At 69.0% G+C, this 15,520-nt stretch carries 8 protein-coding genes and 2 tRNA genes; 2 read left to right on the top strand and 8 right to left on the bottom strand.

Translation table 11 applies throughout. The features are described 5' to 3' along the window. Positions 1-197: 197 nt before the first annotated feature. Positions 198-812: a maleylpyruvate isomerase N-terminal domain-containing protein gene (locus tag J9315_RS08150; RefSeq protein ID WP_211979177.1), complete on the bottom strand. Its 615-nt coding sequence runs from the start codon at positions 810-812 to the stop codon at positions 198-200. Between the two features lie 95 nt (positions 813-907). Beyond that, complete coding sequence (gene polA, locus J9315_RS08145; protein ID WP_211979176.1) at positions 908-3,577, bottom strand: DNA polymerase I; 2,670 nt, start codon at positions 3,575-3,577, stop codon at positions 908-910. A 43-nt stretch (positions 3,578-3,620) separates the two neighbouring features. Here polA and J9315_RS08140 point away from each other — a divergent pair, with 43 nt between their 5' ends. After that, a complete protein-coding gene (locus tag J9315_RS08140; protein WP_211979175.1) occupies positions 3,621-4,079 on the top strand; it encodes a hotdog fold thioesterase in 459 nt (152 codons plus the stop codon). Between the two features lie 230 nt (positions 4,080-4,309). On the opposite strand, the gene J9315_RS08135 is transcribed toward J9315_RS08140, so the two are convergent. After that, positions 4,310-4,933 (bottom strand): response regulator, encoded by a 624-nt coding sequence (locus J9315_RS08135; RefSeq protein ID WP_232623608.1) that lies wholly within the window; start codon positions 4,931-4,933, stop codon positions 4,310-4,312. A gap of 137 nt (positions 4,934-5,070) precedes the next feature. On the opposite strand from J9315_RS08135, the gene J9315_RS08130 reads away from it, so the two are divergent. Further along, positions 5,071-5,155: transfer RNA gene (locus J9315_RS08130), tRNA-Leu, on the top strand. A 451-nt stretch (positions 5,156-5,606) separates the two neighbouring features. Here the strand turns inward: J9315_RS08130 and J9315_RS08125 are convergent. From J9315_RS08125 to gltB, 5 genes are all read right to left on the bottom strand, one after another. Next, positions 5,607-5,677 (bottom strand) — tRNA-Gly (locus tag J9315_RS08125). Positions 5,678-5,889: 212 nt separating this feature from the next. Further along, on the bottom strand, positions 5,890-7,395 hold the full coding sequence (locus J9315_RS08120; protein WP_249121056.1) for a dicarboxylate/amino acid:cation symporter: 1,506 nt from the start codon (positions 7,393-7,395) through the stop codon (positions 5,890-5,892). Between the two features lie 315 nt (positions 7,396-7,710). Further along, positions 7,711-9,249, bottom strand: a complete 1,539-nt coding sequence (pyk, locus tag J9315_RS08115) for a pyruvate kinase (protein ID WP_198498858.1) — start codon at positions 9,247-9,249, stop codon at positions 7,711-7,713. A 116-nt stretch (positions 9,250-9,365) separates the two neighbouring features. Continuing rightward, the gene (locus J9315_RS08110; protein ID WP_211979174.1) at positions 9,366-10,808 is read right to left on the bottom strand and encodes a glutamate synthase subunit beta; all 1,443 of its coding nucleotides are present in this window, start codon (positions 10,806-10,808) and stop codon (positions 9,366-9,368) included. Beyond that, the gene (gltB, locus tag J9315_RS08105; RefSeq protein ID WP_211979173.1) at positions 10,801-15,498 is read right to left on the bottom strand and encodes a glutamate synthase large subunit; all 4,698 of its coding nucleotides are present in this window, start codon (positions 15,496-15,498) and stop codon (positions 10,801-10,803) included. Before gltB ends, J9315_RS08110 begins: the two co-directional genes overlap by 8 nt. Between the last annotated feature and the right edge of the window lie 22 nt (positions 15,499-15,520).

Genomic DNA, 15,520 nt, shown 5'->3' with positions numbered 1-15,520 from the left:
CCGGGCCGCCGGACCGCCTCGGCGCGAACTTCCGTCGATCACGCGGCAGCTGCCCCTCGATCAAGGGGCAGCGCGGATAGCGGGTCGTGCACGGGCCGCTATCCGTGCTCCGGCTTGATCGAGAGCGCGCCAACGCGATTTCCGCGCTGCCGCGAGATCGAGAGCGGGGCGGCCGCGAACCTCGGTCGAGGACCTCGTCAGTCGAGGACGGAGAAACGGTCTCCGAGCGCGGTTCTGCCCGTCAGCGCCAGGAGCACGCGCTCTCCGTCGCCTCCGAGGGCAGCCAGTCGGGCTGCGATACCGAGCGATTCGACCAAGGGACCGTCCGGCGCCGAGGCGGTGATTGCGGCAGCCGCGGCAATGTCGAGACCGTGCACGGTGAGTTCGAACGTCCGCGTCGGCAGATAGGCACTGAGCAGCATCGGGCCGGCGGCGGTCGTCATGACGCGGTCCTCAGCCGACTGAACGAGCGGGATGACCCGGTCGGCGATCGCGCTCAGCGCACGCCCGGGGTCGCTGCCGAGGGCCTCACCGGCGGCGACGCCCCGCTCGAACACGGCGCCCGGATCGGTGCTCGTCTGCGTGGCGACGAAGGCGAAGTAGGCCTCCGGGCTCTCGAGCGCCACCTCGTCGGCGGGAGCGACCAGGTAGGCCTCAACGGTGAGCAGTGACCTGCTCGTGTGACCGACGAGGGCACGGAGACTCCAGTCGCCCAGGCCGGGTCCGTCCCATGCGCGCGGGTCGATGCGGTCGACGAGGGACTCGACCCAGCAGGCCGCCTCGGCGAAGTTCTCGGTCAATCGCCCGTCCATGTCGACAGTCTAGCCAGGTTCGGACCACCACCTCGGCGCACGATCCTGCTCGTGCCCACGCCACACCGCCCTCAGTGGGCGGCGGCATGCCAGACTCAGTGGGCGGCGGCGTGCCAGGAGACGCCGGTGCCGACGTTGACGTCGAGCGGGACGTCGAGTTCGTACGCCGATCCCATCTCCTCGGTGACGATGGCCTTGACCTCGTCGGCCTCCTCGGGGTGGAGGTCGACGATGATCTCGTCGTGGACCTGGAGGAGCATCCGGGATCGGAAGCCCTCGAGGCGGTCGGCGACCTTGAGCATGGCGATCTTCATGATGTCGGCCGCCGAGCCCTGGATCGGGGCGTTGAGCGCCGCGCGCTCGGCCATCTCCCGCAGCTGCCGGCGGTCGCTGTGGAGTGCCGGCAGATAGCGCCGGCGGCCCATGATCGTCTCGGTGAAGCCGTTGTCCCTGGCCTGCTCGACGATCTCGTCGAGGTAGTCCTTGACGGCGCCGAAGCGCTCGAAGTACTGGTCCATGAGACCGCGGGCCTCATCGACGCCGATCGCCAGCTGCTTCGACAGTCCGAATGCGGAGAGTCCGTAGACGAGGCCGTACGACATCGCCTTGACCTTCGAGCGCATCGTCGCATCGACCTCGTCGATGCCGACGGAGAAGACCTTCGAGCCGACGTAGGAGTGGAGGTCCTCGCCGTCCTTGAACGCCTGGATGAGCGCGGCGTCCCCGGACAGATGCGCCATGATGCGCATCTCGATCTGCGAGTAGTCGGCGGTGAGGAGCAGTCCGCCCGGCACGTGCGGGTCGGCGACGAAGACCTCCCGGATGCGCCGGCCCGACTCCGTGCGCACGGGGATGTTCTGCAGGTTCGGGTCGAGCGAGGACAGGCGGCCGGTCGCCGCGACCGTCTGCTGATACGTCGTGTGGATGCGCCCGTCCTCGGCGACGGTCTTGCCGAGGCCGACGACGGTCTGCTTGAGCTTCGTCGCGTCGCGGTGGGCGAGCAGGTGCTGGAGGAACGGGTGCTCGGTCTTGACGAAGAGCTCGGCCAGCGCATCCGCGTCGGTCGTGTATCCCGTCTTCGTCCGCTTCGTCTTCGGCATGTCGAGTTCGTCGAAGAGGACCGTCTGGAGCTGCTTCGGGGAGCCGAGGTTGACCTCGTGGCCGATCGCCTCGTACGCGAGTTCGGCACTTGCCTGCGCCTGCTTCGTGAAGTCCTCGACGAGTTCGGCCAGCCCCGCTTCGTCGATGGCGATGCCGGCGAGCTCCATGCCGGCGAGGACGGGCACGAGCGGCAACTCGATGTCGCGGTAGACCTGGGTCATGTTCGCCTCGTCGATGGCCGTCGCGAGGATCTCGTGGACCTCGAGCAGGGCCGCGGCGTTGGCGCCGTGGGTGCGCGCGGTCGCGTCGGTGTCGAGGTCGAGGGCGAGCTGACCGTCCTTCGCTTCGGCGGGGGCGAGGTCGATGCCGGCGCGCTCGGCGGCGATGTCGCGCAGTTCGTAGCTGCGCTGGTCGGGCACGAGGAGGTACGCGGCCAGGGCCGTGTCCCCGGCGACGTCGGTGAGGTCGATGCCCACCGAGCGCAGGGCCTTGATCTGCACCTTCGAGGAGTGGAAGATGAGCGCGGCCTTCCGCAGGGCGGCCTCAAGGGCGGCCAGGTCGGCGTCGCTCGCCTCTCCCAGGTCGACCACCGAGGCGGTCCCCGGCTGGGCGGAGACCGCGAGGAAGCGCACATCGCCGTGTCCGAGTTCGTACGTCCCGTCGGTGTCGAGCGCGAGGACATCCGCCTCGGCGATGGAGTCGAGGAGGGCGGGCACAGCGACCGTCGCGATCTCGACCTCCCGGGCGGGGGCGGACTCCGCCGCCTCCGGGGTCGCGGCGTCGCCGAAGATCGCCGCCAGGCGCTTGCCGAGGGCCTGGAACTCGAGCTGGTCGAAGAGGCTGCTGAGCTCGGCCGGGTCGCCCTCGCCCCATTTCAGGTCGGCGAAGTCGAGGCCGAGGTCGAGGTCGTCGAGGAGCCGGTTGAGGCGGTAGTTGCGTTCGACCTCGGGGATGTGGTCGCGCAGCTTCTCCCCCACCTTGCCGCCGATCTCGTCGGCGTGCTCGAGCACGCCGGGCAGGTCGCCGTGGGCCTTGAGCCATTTCGCGGCGGTCTTGTCCCCGACTCCGGGCACGCCGGGCAGGTTGTCGGCCTTCTCCCCGACGAGCGCGGCCAGGCCCCGGTAGTTGGCGGGGGTGACCCCGTACTTCTCCTCGATCGCCTCGGGCGTCATCCGCACGAGGTCGCTGACCCCGCGCTTGGGATAGAGGATCGTCACGGTGTCGGTCGAGAGCTGGAAGGAGTCCTTGTCCCCGGTCATCACCTCGACCGCGGCGCCGGCCTCGGTGCCCATTGTCGCCATCGTCGCGAGCGCGTCGTCGGCTTCGAAGCCCTCCTTCGTCACGACCCGGATGCCCATGGCGGTGACGATGTCCTTGATGAGGTCGATCTGCGGGTGGAACTCCGGCGGGGTCTTCGCCCGCCCCGCCTTGTACTCCGGGTACTCCTCGAGGCGGAACGTCTCCCGGCCGAGGTCGAAGGCGACGGCGACGTGGCTCGGCGATTCGTCGCGGAGGACGTTGATGAGCATCGAGATGAACCCGAAGATCGCGTTCGTCGTCTGGCCGGTGCTCGTGGAGAAGTTCTCCGCCGGGAGGGCGTGGAAGGCGCGGTAGGCCAGCGAGTGACCGTCGATGAGCAGGAGGGATTCGTTAGCGTGACTCACATGCCTTAGCCTAGCGTTCATCACGGACATGAGAAGGAGATCGATGGTGGTTCCGCACGTATCGCTGACAGCAGAGACGACCGAGGACGAGGCTAAGGGTCTGCTCGACCAGCTCAACGCCCAGGGCGCCGGGGGTGGGCTCGCCGACCGGATGGGCATCGCGTTCACCGGCATCGGCTTCGACTGGATGAGCGCGACCGTGCCGGTCGCAGGCAACACGCAGCCGATGGGCCTCTTCCACGGCGGCGGTCACGTCGTCCTCGCGGAATCGCTCGCCTCGATGCATGCGTTCCTCACCAGCGGCGGGAAGAACGTCGTCGGCGTCGACCTCAATGCCACCCATCTGCGGGCGATGCGCGGAGAGCTCGTCACCGGGCGCGCCGAGGTGCTCCACCGCGGCCGCACGCTCATGTCCCACGAGGTGAGGATGACCGACGAGGAGGGTCGGCTGCTCTCGATCGTGCGGATCACGAACATGATCCTCGCCTCGAAGGCGCAGTAGGCCGCCCGGCGGTCGGGTCGTTGGGTGGGCACCGCTCACCGGGTGGGCAATGCTTGCCGGATGGGCAGCGCTCACCGTGATGCGCCGAGGCGGTCGACCGCCTCGGCGCGGTGATCGTTTCCGCACGCACGACGGCCCCGGTCGCGGTTCTCTCCGCGTCCGGGGCCGAGTCGTCTCAACGTGAGCCGGGGTCGGCGCCGATCAGCCGGCAACCGCCCGATGGGAAGGTGTCAGTCCTTCTTCGCGCCGATCTGCTTGAGGACGGTTTCGGCGACTTCGCGCATCGTCAGACGGCGGTCCATCGAGGTCTTCTGGATCCAGCGGAAGGCCTCGGGTTCGCTCAGACCCATCGAGGTCTGGAGGAGGCTCTTCGCGCGCTCGACGAGCTTGCGGGTCTCGAAGCGCTCGGTGAGGTCGGAGATCTCGGATTCGAGCGAGCTGATCTCCGCGTGGCGCGACAGCGCGATCTCGAGCGCCGGGATGAGGTCGGCCGAGGTGAAGGGCTTGACGACGTAGGCCATCGCTCCGGCGTCGCGGGCGCGCTCGACGAGTTCCTTCTGCGAGAACGCGGTGAGGAGGACGACGGGGGCGATGCGGGCCTTGGCGATGCGCTCGGCCGCGGCGATGCCGTCGAGGATCGGCATCTTGATGTCCATGACGACGAGGTCGGGACGCAGCTCTTCGGCCAGCCGGATCGCGGATTCGCCGTCCGCGGCTTCACCGACGACGTCGTAGCCGACTTCGCGGAGCATTTCGACGATGTCGAGACGGATCACGGCCTCGTCTTCGGCCACGACGACGCGGCGGACGGGCACGGATTCATCTGCGGTGGGTTGTTCGCTGTTGGAAAGCACGGCACCAGTCTAGACCAGGCATGCCTGCGCATCAGCCGTTTCCCCTGTGAGGACAGCCACCCATGGGGCAAGGCGATTGGGCGATGCCGCGTGCCCTGCCGTAGAGTTGTCGATGTCGGGAACGGTGTTCTCGACGAGCCGGATTGGCGGAATCGGTAGACGCGGCGCACTCAAAATGCGTTGTCGAAAGACGTGTGGGTTCGAGTCCCACATCCGGTACCACGGCGACGTGTCCCTGCATCGCGCCTGCGATATCGCGGCACGTTCAGCACTTTCGGGTCGGCACAGACGCCACTCTCGGCACGACTCAGCAGCAGTGCATCCGTACGCTTGCGGAGCTTCGTGCAATTGACACCAGTGGCCTCCGCAGACTCGTGATTTCGCGCCAAGCTCATGGCGACCCCTGGGATTCTGCGCCAGGTAGATGACGGCCCCTGAGGTTCTGCGCCAGGGTCATGGCGAAATCGCACTCATTTTCGCCATGGGCGTGGCGCACAATCGCCGCCGAGGTGGCGCACACGCGATTCATGCAGTGAGTCGGGGACCGCAGAGAGAGCGCGAGACCAACGAGGTGCGCCGGGGGTGCGAGGATTTCAGAAAACTTGACAACGAGCACTTGCCGGAAGCCAGGAGTCCCTGAGTTCAAGCGGCGAACAGGGCCTCGAGCGATGAGAGCGGGTGACGGGAGTCGAACCCGCCTCTAGACCTTGGGAAGGTCTCATTCTACCGATGAACTACACCCGCGAAGTGGAACATCTCCCAATGTAGCCGATGTCAGGCGACTATGCGCAGTCGACGCGCGAATCGAGACACCGATCTGCGGTGAGGCGCGTGTCGCGGACGTGCAGAACGCACGCGACCGTCCGGCCCGGAGGCCGGACGGTCGATGGTGCTCACTCAAGCGGACGCCCCCGTTCAGGGGCGGGCGCAGCAGGAGATCTCAGTCCCGCGAGATCTCAGACGCGCGAGCTCTCAGTCCGCGCCCCGGCAGCGGATCCAGCAGCACCCGCAGTTCCGGAGTCGGCGACGGACTTCTGCGCATCGCCGACGACGTTCGAGCCACCGGCTACCGGAGCAACCGCACCCGTGGCGCCGTCCGCACCCGAGACACCGTCCGCGCTGGCACCGTCAGCGACGTCCTCGGTCACCGGCACATAGCCGTCGATGCGCTTCGCGTCGTACCGGGTGACGTCGAGGATGCCGTGGCGCTTCGCGACGATCGCCGGGATGAGCGCCTGACCGGAGACGTTGAGCGCGGTACGGCCCATGTCGACGATCGGTTCGATCGCGAGCAGCAGTCCCACACCCTCGAGCGGCAGGCCGATCGTCGACAGCGTGAGGGTGAGCATGACCGTGGCACCCGTCGTCCCGGCGGTCGCGGCCGACCCGATGACGGAGACGAAGATGATGAGCAGGTACTGGATGGGTCCGAGCTCGATGCCGAAGAACTGGGCGACGAACACCGCGGCGATCGCCGGGTAGATGGCCGCGCAGCCGTCCATCTTCGTCGTCGACCCGAACGGCACGGCGAAGGCCGCGTACCCCTGCGGGACGCCGAAGTTGTCGGTCGCGACCTTCTGCGTCACCGGCATCGTCCCGATCGAGGAACGGGAGACGAAGCCCATCTGCGTCGCCGGCCACACACCGGAGAAGTACTGGCGCACGGAGAGTCCGTTGACGCGGGCGAGCAGCGGGTAGACGACGAAGAAGACGATCGCGAGTCCGATGTAGACGGCGACGACGAACCACAGCAGGGATCCCATCGTCGACCAGCCGTACGAGTTCACGGCGTTGCCGATGAGGCCGAGCGTGCCGATCGGGGCGATCCGCACGATCCACCACACGACCTTCTGGACGACGGCGAGGGCCGCCTCGGCGAATTCGAGGAACGGCTCGGCCGCCTTGCCCACCTTGACCGCGGCGATGCCGAGCGCACCGGAGACGATGATGAGCTGGAGGACGTTGAAGTTGACCTCCGAGGCCAGCGCGCCCGTGTCATCAGGTGCCGTCGCGACCTCGAGGCCGAGGAAGTTCACCGGGATGAGCCCGGTGAGGAAGCCGATCCAGCTGCCCTCGCTCGACGGCGCCCCGCCCTGCAGGGACGCGGCGTCCGCGTGCGCGCCGGGCTGCATGACGACGCCGATGATGAGTCCGATGATGACGGCGATGAGCGCGGTGAGCGCGAACCACAGCAGCGTCGACACGGCGAGCTTCGCGGCATTGGTCACCTTGCGCAGGTTGCCGATGCTCGCGATGATCGCGGTGATGATGAGCGGCACGACGGCCGCCTTGAGCAGGGTGACGTACGAGGACCCGATGGTCTCGAGCGTCGTCCCCAGCCAGTTGTCCTGCGTCTCGCTCACAGGTCCCCACGAACGGGCGACGAGCCCGAGGACGACACCGGCGATCAGCGCGATCGTCACCTGCACCCCGAACGACTTCGACCAAGCCGGCAGTCTCATATGGTTCCTTTCGACGGTGGCACGGGCACAGCGGCGCCCGTGGAAAACTCAACTCACTGCACAACTGTTGAGCAATCCGTCGAATTCCGCAAACCGGAGTGACATGGATCGCAACTTCGCCGAGGCGGCCAACCATCCCGTACGACTGGATCCCCGCCGAGGTGGTCGACCAGAAGAGCAGTGGCCGGCCGTCCCGGACGACGGCACACAGAAGGGCCCGACCGGAGAGGTTCTCCGGTCGGGCCCTCACTGCTGCCGGACACGAGCCTCACGCGCACAGCGCGAGCGCTCAGTTCACGCGCTCAGTCCAGACGCTCAGCCCTCCGCGGACTGCACGATCGGGATGTCGCGGGTGATCGGCGCCTCGGACACGACGCCGTACCCGGCGAGGGGATCCTCGTCGCTGTCGCTCGAGTCCTGGTACGCCGCGGCCACGCCCTTCGCGGCATCGCCCATCGTGTGGATGCGCAGGGCGTTCGTCGACCCGGGGATGCCGGGAGGCGATCCGGCGACGAGGATCGACTGGTCGCCTTCGCGGGCGGTGCCGTCGGCGAGCAGCACCGCGTCGACCTGCCGGGCCATCTGGTCGGTGTGGCGGACGGTCTTGACGAGGTAGGGCCGCACGCCCCACGTCAGCGCGAGCTGGTGACGGACCTGCGGATCGGGGGTGAAGCCGAGGATCGGCCACCGCGGACGCAGCCGCGACATCCGGCGCACGGAGTCACCGGTCTGCGAGAACGTGCAGAGCAGATCGATGTCGAGCTGCTGAGCGATCTGCACGGCGGCGGCCGTGACGGCGCCGCCCTTCGTGTGCGGGACGGTGCCGAGCGGACGGATCCGATCGAGCCCGTGCTCCTCCGTCGAGGAGATGATCCGGCTCATCGTGCGGATCGCCTCGACCCAGTGGGCACCGACCGAGGTCTCCCCCGAGAGCATGAGCGCATCGGCGCCGTCGAGGACCGCGTTCGCGCAGTCGCTCGCCTCGGCGCGGGTGGGCCGTGAGGCCTCGATCATCGTCTCAAGCATCTGCGTGGCGACGATGACGGGCTTGGCCTGCTGGCGCGCGATCTCCACGGCGCGCTTCTGCACGATCGGCACCTGTTCGAGCGGCAGTTCGACGCCGAGGTCGCCGCGGGCGACCATGATCCCGTCGAAGGCGTCGATGACGGCGTCGAGCTCCTCGACGGCCTGCGGCTTCTCGAGCTTGGCGATGACGGGGGCGCGCACGCCGACCTCGTCCATCACGGCGTGGACGTCGTCGATGTCGGCGGGGCTGCGGACGAAGGAGAGGGCAACCCAGTCGAACCCGAGGCCCAGACCCCATTTGAGGTCGTCGATGTCCTTCTCCGACAGCGCCGGCACGGACACGGGCACACCGGGCAGGTTGATGCCCTTGTGGTTGGAGATCGGACCGCCGATCTCGACCTCGGTGACGACGTCGGTCTCGGTAACCTCGGTGGCCCGCAGGCGCAGGCGGCCGTCGTCGATGAGCAGCGGGTCGCCGACGGACACGTCGTTCGGCAGCGTCTTGAGCGTCGTGCTCACGATCTCCGCGGTGCCGGGCACGTCGCGGCTCGTAATCGTGAAGGTCGCCCCGTCCTCGAGGTACTCCTTGCCGTTGGCGAAGGTGCCGACTCGGATCTTCGGACCCTGGAGGTCGAGGAGGACGGCGACGGCGCGGCCGGTGTCGAGAGCGGCCTGGCGGACCCAGGCGAACTTCTCCTCATGCTCTTCCCGCAGCCCGTGGCTGAGATTGAATCGGGCGACGTCGACGCCCTCATCGACGAGTGTGCGGATGTCTTCGTAGGAATTCTGATTCGGACCCAGTGTTGCGACTATCTTTGCTCGCCTCATGCACTCCACCCTACCTGCACCTCAGGAGTCACATCGACCCTTCTCCGGCAGGAGATCCCTGCCGGAGAGCCGATGCACGCCCTTGTGCGTATTCTCAAATAGTGACACAGATCATTTTACACTGTGAATCCGGTGTCGCGCGGCCGGACCGGTGCCGGAAGCCGCGTCGACCCCGTGAGGTACGTGTCGACCTCGGCGGCGACCGCCCGTCCCTCGGCGATCGCCCAGACGATGAGCGACTGCCCGCGGCCGGCGTCACCGGCGACGTAGACGCCCGGCTGTGACGACGCGTAGCTGTCGTCGCGGACGAACGCTCCGGTGTCGGCGACGTCGAGGCCGAGCGCCTCGGACTCCGGTCCGGAGAACCCGAGCGCGAGCAGGACGAGGTCCGCGTCGAGGACGTGCTCGGTGCCCGGGGTCGGGATCCGCTTCCCGTCGACGAACTGCGTCTCGGAGACCTCGATGCCGGCGACCTCGCCTTCGCCGTTGCCGGCGAAGCCCGTCGTCGACGCCAGGTACTGCCGGGTGCCGCCCTCCTCGTGGGAGGTCTGGACCTCGAAGATCCGCGGCACCGTCGGCCACGGGTCGCGTTCGCTGCGCGAGGCCGGGGGCTTCGCGCCGATCGCGAGCGTCGTCACCGAGGCGGCCTCCTGGCGCAGCGCTGTGCCGAGGCAGTCGGCGCCCGTGTCGCCGCCGCCGATGATGATGACGTTCTTGCCCTTGGCGCTGATCGGCGTGGGATCCCCGCCGGCCTGAGCCTTGTTGCTCGGGACGAGGAAGTCCATCGCGAATTCGACGCCGTCGAGCTCGCGCCCGGCCACCGGCATGTCCCGGGGCACGGTCGCCCCGGTGCAGACGATGACGGCGTCGAAGCGCGACTGGAGCTGCTCGAGGGTGATGTCGACGCCGATCTCGACGTCGGTCTCGAAGCGCGTGCCCTCGGCCCGCATCTGGTGGAGACGCCGATCGATGTGGTGCTTCTCGAGCTTGAAGTCGGGGATGCCGTAGCGCAGCAGCCCGCCGAGGCGGTCGTCGCGTTCGTAGACGACAACGGTGTGCCCGGCGCGGGTGAGCTGCTGGGCCGCGGCGAGTCCGGCCGGACCCGACCCGACGACGGCGACGGTGTGCCCGGTGATGCGGTCGGGGATCTGCGGCTGGATGAGACCGGCGGCGAAGCCCTCGTCGACGATCGTCACCTCGACCTGCTTGATCGTCACGGCCGGCTGGTTGATGCTGAGCACGCACGCGTTCTCACAGGGCGCCGGGCACGCCCGACCGGTGAATTCCGGGAAGTTGTTCGTCGCGTGGAGGAGGTCGACGGCCCGCGGCAGCTCGCCGCGGTACATCGCATCGTTGAACTCCGGGATGAGGTTGCCGAGCGGGCAGCCCTGGTGGCAGAACGGAACGCCGCAGTCCATGCAGCGCGACGCCTGGCGCCGCAGCTGCTCGGGGTCGCCGGCCTCGTAGACCTCGCGGTAGTCGAGCAGGCGGATGGGAACCGGGCGGCGCTGCGGCAGCTCGCGTTCGGTGACGGTGAGGAATCCGTGCGGATCAGCCATTGGTGACCTCCAGAATCTTGCGCCAGGCGGCGTCCGAGTCCGCTGGCGTGCCCTCGGCGGCCATCTCGGACTGGATGTCTCGCACCGCCTGGTAGGCGACGGGAATGATCTTCGTGAAGCGGGAGAGGACGTCCTCGCCGCGGCGCAGGCCGTCGAGCAGCTGGGCGGCCAGCGGCGAGTCCGTCCATTCGACGTGCTCGCCGAGCAGCCGCTCGAGGACCTCCATGTCATCGACGCCGACCCCGGTGAAGCGGAAGACGCCGGCGGCGCGCTCGTCCGGGTTGAGCCGGGCCGGGTTGAAGTCGAGGACGTAGGCGGTGCCGCCGGACATGCCGGCCGCGAAGTTGCGTCCCGTGCCGCCGAGGATGACGGCGACCCCACCGGTCATGTACTCCAGGCCGTGGTCGCCGATGCCCTCGACGACCGCCTCGGCGCCGGAGTTGCGCACCATGAAGCGCTCCCCCACCTGACCGGAGATGAAGAGCTTGCCGCTGGTCGCGCCGTAGCCGATGACGTTGCCGGCGATGACGTTGTGCTCGGGGCGGGTCGGGTTCTCCGGGGCCGGGTGGACGGCCACGGTGCCCCCGGACAGTCCCTTGCCGACGTAGTCGTTGGCGTCGCCGGTGAGGTCGATGCTCACCCCGACCGGCAGGTACGCGCCGAGCGACTGCCCGGCGGTGCCGTGGAGTTCGAGGCGGATCGTGTCCTCGGGCAGGCCGCGGTCGGCGTAGGCCCGGGTGACGTGATGGCCGAGCAGGGTGCCGACGCTGCGGTCGGTGTTGACGACCGTCGAGGAGATCGTCACCGGCGACTTCGTCTCGATCGCCTCCCGAACCTGGTCGAGCAGCTGCGGGTCGAGCTCCCCGTGGAAGTCGCGGAACACCTGACCGGCGCATTTGCGGGCCACCGAGGTGTCCCCGGAGAGGTTGCCCGGGACCGTGAGGATCGTCGAGAGGTCGAGGTCGAGACCGGACTCCCGGGCCCGGTCCTCGTCGACGCGCAGGCGCTCGACGGCGCCGATCGCCTCGTCGAGGGTGCGGAAGCCCAGCTGCGCGAGGTACCCGCGGACCTCCTCGGCGATGAACGTGAAGAAGTTGACGACATGGTCGGCCTGGCCCGTGTAGCGCGAGCGCAGCAGCGGGTTCTGCGTGGCCACGCCCACCGGGCACGTGTCCTTGTGGCACACGCGCATCATGATGCAGCCGGAGACGACGAGCGCGGTCGTCGCGAACCCGAACTCCTCGGCCCCGAGGAGGGCGGCGATGATGACGTCGCGGCCGGTCTTGAGCTGACCGTCGACCTGGACGCTCACCTTCTCCCGCAGGCCGTTGAGGATGAGCGTCTGCTGCGCCTCGGCGAGTCCGAGCTCCCACGGGGTGCCCGCGTGCTTGAGCGAGTTGAGCGGGCTCGCGCCCGTGCCACCGTCGTGACCGGAGATGAGGACGACGTCGGCTCCGGCCTTCGCGACTCCCGCCGCGACCGTGCCGACCCCGACCGCGGAGACGAGCTTGACGTGGACCCGGGCCCGGGCATTGGCCCGGCCGAGGTCGTAGATGAGCTGCGCGAGGTCCTCGATCGAGTAGATGTCGTGGTGCGGCGGCGGGGAGATGAGCCCGACGCCGGGGGTCGCATGCCGGGTCTTCGCGATCCACGGGTAGACCTTCTCCCCGGGCAGCTGACCGCCCTCCCCGGGCTTGGCGCCCTGCGCCATCTTGATCTGCAGGTCGTCGGCCTCGGTGAGGTAGTGGCTGGTCACCCCGAAGCGGCCCGAGGCGATCTGCTTGATCGCCGACCGGCGCTCGGGGTCGAGGAGCCGGTCGACGTCCTCGCCGCCCTCCCCCGTGTTCGACTTCCCGCCGATCCGGTTCATCGCGATCGCGAGCGTCTCGTGGGCCTCCTTCGAGATCGACCCGTAGCTCATCGCGCCGGTGGAGAAGCGCTTCATGATCGCCTCGGCGGGTTCGACCTCGGCGATGTCGATGGGGCCCTCGGCCCCGGGCACGAGGTCGAGGAGGCCGCGCAGGGTCATCAGCTCACGCGACTGGTCGTCGACGGCGCGCGTGTACTCCTGGAAGATGTCGTAGCGCTTCGACGCCGTCGAGTGCTGGAGCTTGAAGATCGTCTCCGGGTTGAACAGGTGGCCCGGCCCCTCCCGGCGCCACTGGTACTCCCCGCCGACCTTGAGGGGCCGATGAGAGGGGCGCGGATGGTCGTCGCGGTGGGCATCGGCGTGGCGCGCGGTGTTCTCCGCGGCGATCTCGCGCATCCCCTTGCCGCCGAGCTGGTGCGGTGTCGACGTGAAGTGCCGGTCGATGAGGTCATCGGAGAGACCGACGGCCTCGAACGTCTGCGCCCCGTGGTAGGACTGCACGGTCGAGATGCCCATCTTCGACATGATCTTGAGCAGGCCCTTGTTGAGCGCGCCGAGGACGTTGGCCACGGCCGCGGATTCGCTCACCCCGGTCACCCGGTCGGAGCGGACGAGGGCTTCGGCGGTCTCCATGAGCAGGTAGGGGTTGACCGCCGAGGCGCCGAAGGACACGAGCGTCGCGGCATGGTGGACCTCGCGGACGTCCCCGGCCTCGACGACGATGCTCACCCGCGTCCGGGACCTCTCCCGCACGAGGTGGTGATGGAGCGCCGAGGTGAGCAGCAGCGACGGGATCGGCGCGAGGTCGGCCGTGGAGTCGCGGTCGGAGAGGATGATGAACACCGCGCCGGCGTCGACGGCGGCGCTCGCCTCGGCGCACAGTGCCTCGATCCGCGCCTCCATCGCGTCGGGTCCGGCGTTGACCGAGTAGAGACCCGAGAGCGTGACGGTGGGACGCGGATTGTCGACGCCGAGGTGGTGGCCCTTGACGTGGCCGATCGCCGCGAGCTCGTCGTTGTCGATGACCGGGCGCGAGAGCATGATGTGCGCGGAGTCGGGGCGGCTGTGCTCGAGGAGGTTGCCCTCCCGACCGAGTCCCGCGGCCATGCTCGTGACGATGTGCTCGCGGATGGAGTCGAGCGGCGGGTTCGTCACCTGCGCGAAGTTCTGGTGGAAGTAGTCGAAGAGCAGCCGCGGGCGCGTCGAGAGGCCCGCGATCGCGGTGTCGGTGCCCATCGCCCCGAGCGGTTCGGCCCCGGTCTCGGCCATCGGGGTGATCAGCAGCCGCAGCTCCTCCTCGGTGTAGCCGAAGGTCCGCTGGCGCCGGCGCACCGAGGCCTGCGGGTGGAGGACGTGGACGCGGGTGGGCAGGTCCTCGAGGCGCTTCGAGGAGTCGGCGACCCACTCGGCGTAGGGGTGCTGGGTGGCGAGCTGGTTCTTGATCTCCGTGTCGGAGATGATCCGCTCGGACTCCGTGTCGACGAGGAACATGCGGCCGGGGGTGAGCCGGCCGCGGCCGACGATGTCGGCCTCGGGCAGGTCGACGACGCCGATCTCACTGGCGAGGACGACGGTGTCGGAGGTCATGACGTAGCGGGCCGGTCGCAGACCGTTGCGGTCGAGCACGGCACCGGCGAGCTTGCCGTCGGTGAAGCCGACGCACGCGGGACCGTCCCACGGCTCCATGAGCAGCGAGTGGTACTCGTAGAAGGCCTTGCGCGACTCCCCCATGCCCGGGTTGTTCTCCCAGGCCTCGGGGATCATCATGAGCATCGCCTGCGGCAGGGACCGCCCCGAGGCGACCATGAGCTCGAGGACGGCGTTGAAGGACGCGGAGTCCGAGGCGCCCGGGGGCACGATCGGGAAGAGGCGCTCGAGGCTCGAGTCGGTCTCGGGCACCGGGGAGGCCAGCAGGTCGGAGGCGAGGTGCGCCTCCCGGGCCCGCATCCAGTTGCGGTTGCCGCGCACGGTGTTGATCTCCCCGTTGTGGGCGATCGTGCCGAACGGCTGGGCGAGCTGCCACGACGGGAACGTGTTCGTCGAGAACCGCGAGTGGACGAGCGCGATGCGCGAGGTCACCCGGTCGTCGTTGAGCTCCGTGTAGTACGGGGCGAGCTGGCCGGTCGCGAGCATGCCCTTGTACGTGATCGTCGCCGGCGACAGCGACGGGAAGTAGATGCCCTCCCGGTCGAGGCGCTTGCGCACGATGTAGGACCGGCGGCGCAGGTCGTCGGCGTCCCGGGCCGGGTAGCGGGCGTCGAACCCGAAGAAGACGTGGCGCATGTGCGGCTGCGTCGAGCGCGCGATCTCCCCGAGCACGCTCTCGTCGCGGGGGACGTCGCGGATGGCGAGGACGCTCAGGCCCTCTTCGGCGGCGATCCGGCGGACGAGCGCCTCCTCGTCGGCGAGCGGCTCCTCCCCGGCGGTCGGGAACTCCCCGGCGGGGATCGGCGACTCGGTCGAGGTCAGGCCGGTGAGGTCGGTGCGGTAGTCCTGGGAGAAGAATCCGATGCCCACGGCGTACTCGCCGGGCGCGGGCAGGTCGATGTCCTGCTCTTCACGGACCACCTCGGCGAAGTAGTCGTGCGGGATCTGCAGGGTGAGGCCGGCGCCGTCGCCGGTGCCCTCGTCGGAGCCGATGCCGCCGCGGTGCTCGAGCTTGCGCAACGCCCTCAGCGCCTGTTCGACGACCTCGTGGTCGGCGGCGCCGCGGTAGCGGACGATGAGAGCGAGACCGCACGCATCGTGTTCGAGCGCGGGGTCGTAGAGTCCGGTGCGCTGCGGCGGGAGTTGTGGGGTCGATGAGGTTTCACGGGACATCGGCTGCCTTCACGGGGTCTAG

Origin of the sequence: Brevibacterium sp. W7.2, from assembly GCF_018137945.1 — a bacterium.
GTDB classification, from domain to species: Bacteria; Actinomycetota; Actinomycetes; order Actinomycetales; family Brevibacteriaceae; genus Brevibacterium; species Brevibacterium sanguinis.
Note: the sequence above shows the minus strand (reverse complement) of the source record. Positions and strands in the feature narration are given on the sequence as shown.

Excerpts from the sequence above, each read along its gene's own strand:
- J9315_RS08140 (WP_211979175.1), top strand. The coding sequence starts at position 3,621 with ATGGTGGTTCCGCACGTATCGCTGACAGCAGAGACGACCGAGGACGAG.
- gltB (WP_211979173.1), bottom strand. The coding sequence starts at position 15,498 with ATGTCCCGTGAAACCTCATCGACCCCACAACTCCCGCCGCAGCGCACC.
- J9315_RS08120 (WP_249121056.1), bottom strand. The coding sequence starts at position 7,395 with ATGAGACTGCCGGCTTGGTCGAAGTCGTTCGGGGTGCAGGTGACGATC.
- J9315_RS08110 (WP_211979174.1), bottom strand. The coding sequence starts at position 10,808 with ATGGCTGATCCGCACGGATTCCTCACCGTCACCGAACGCGAGCTGCCG.
- pyk (WP_198498858.1), bottom strand. The coding sequence starts at position 9,249 with ATGAGGCGAGCAAAGATAGTCGCAACACTGGGTCCGAATCAGAATTCC.
- J9315_RS08150 (WP_211979177.1), bottom strand. The coding sequence starts at position 812 with ATGGACGGGCGATTGACCGAGAACTTCGCCGAGGCGGCCTGCTGGGTC.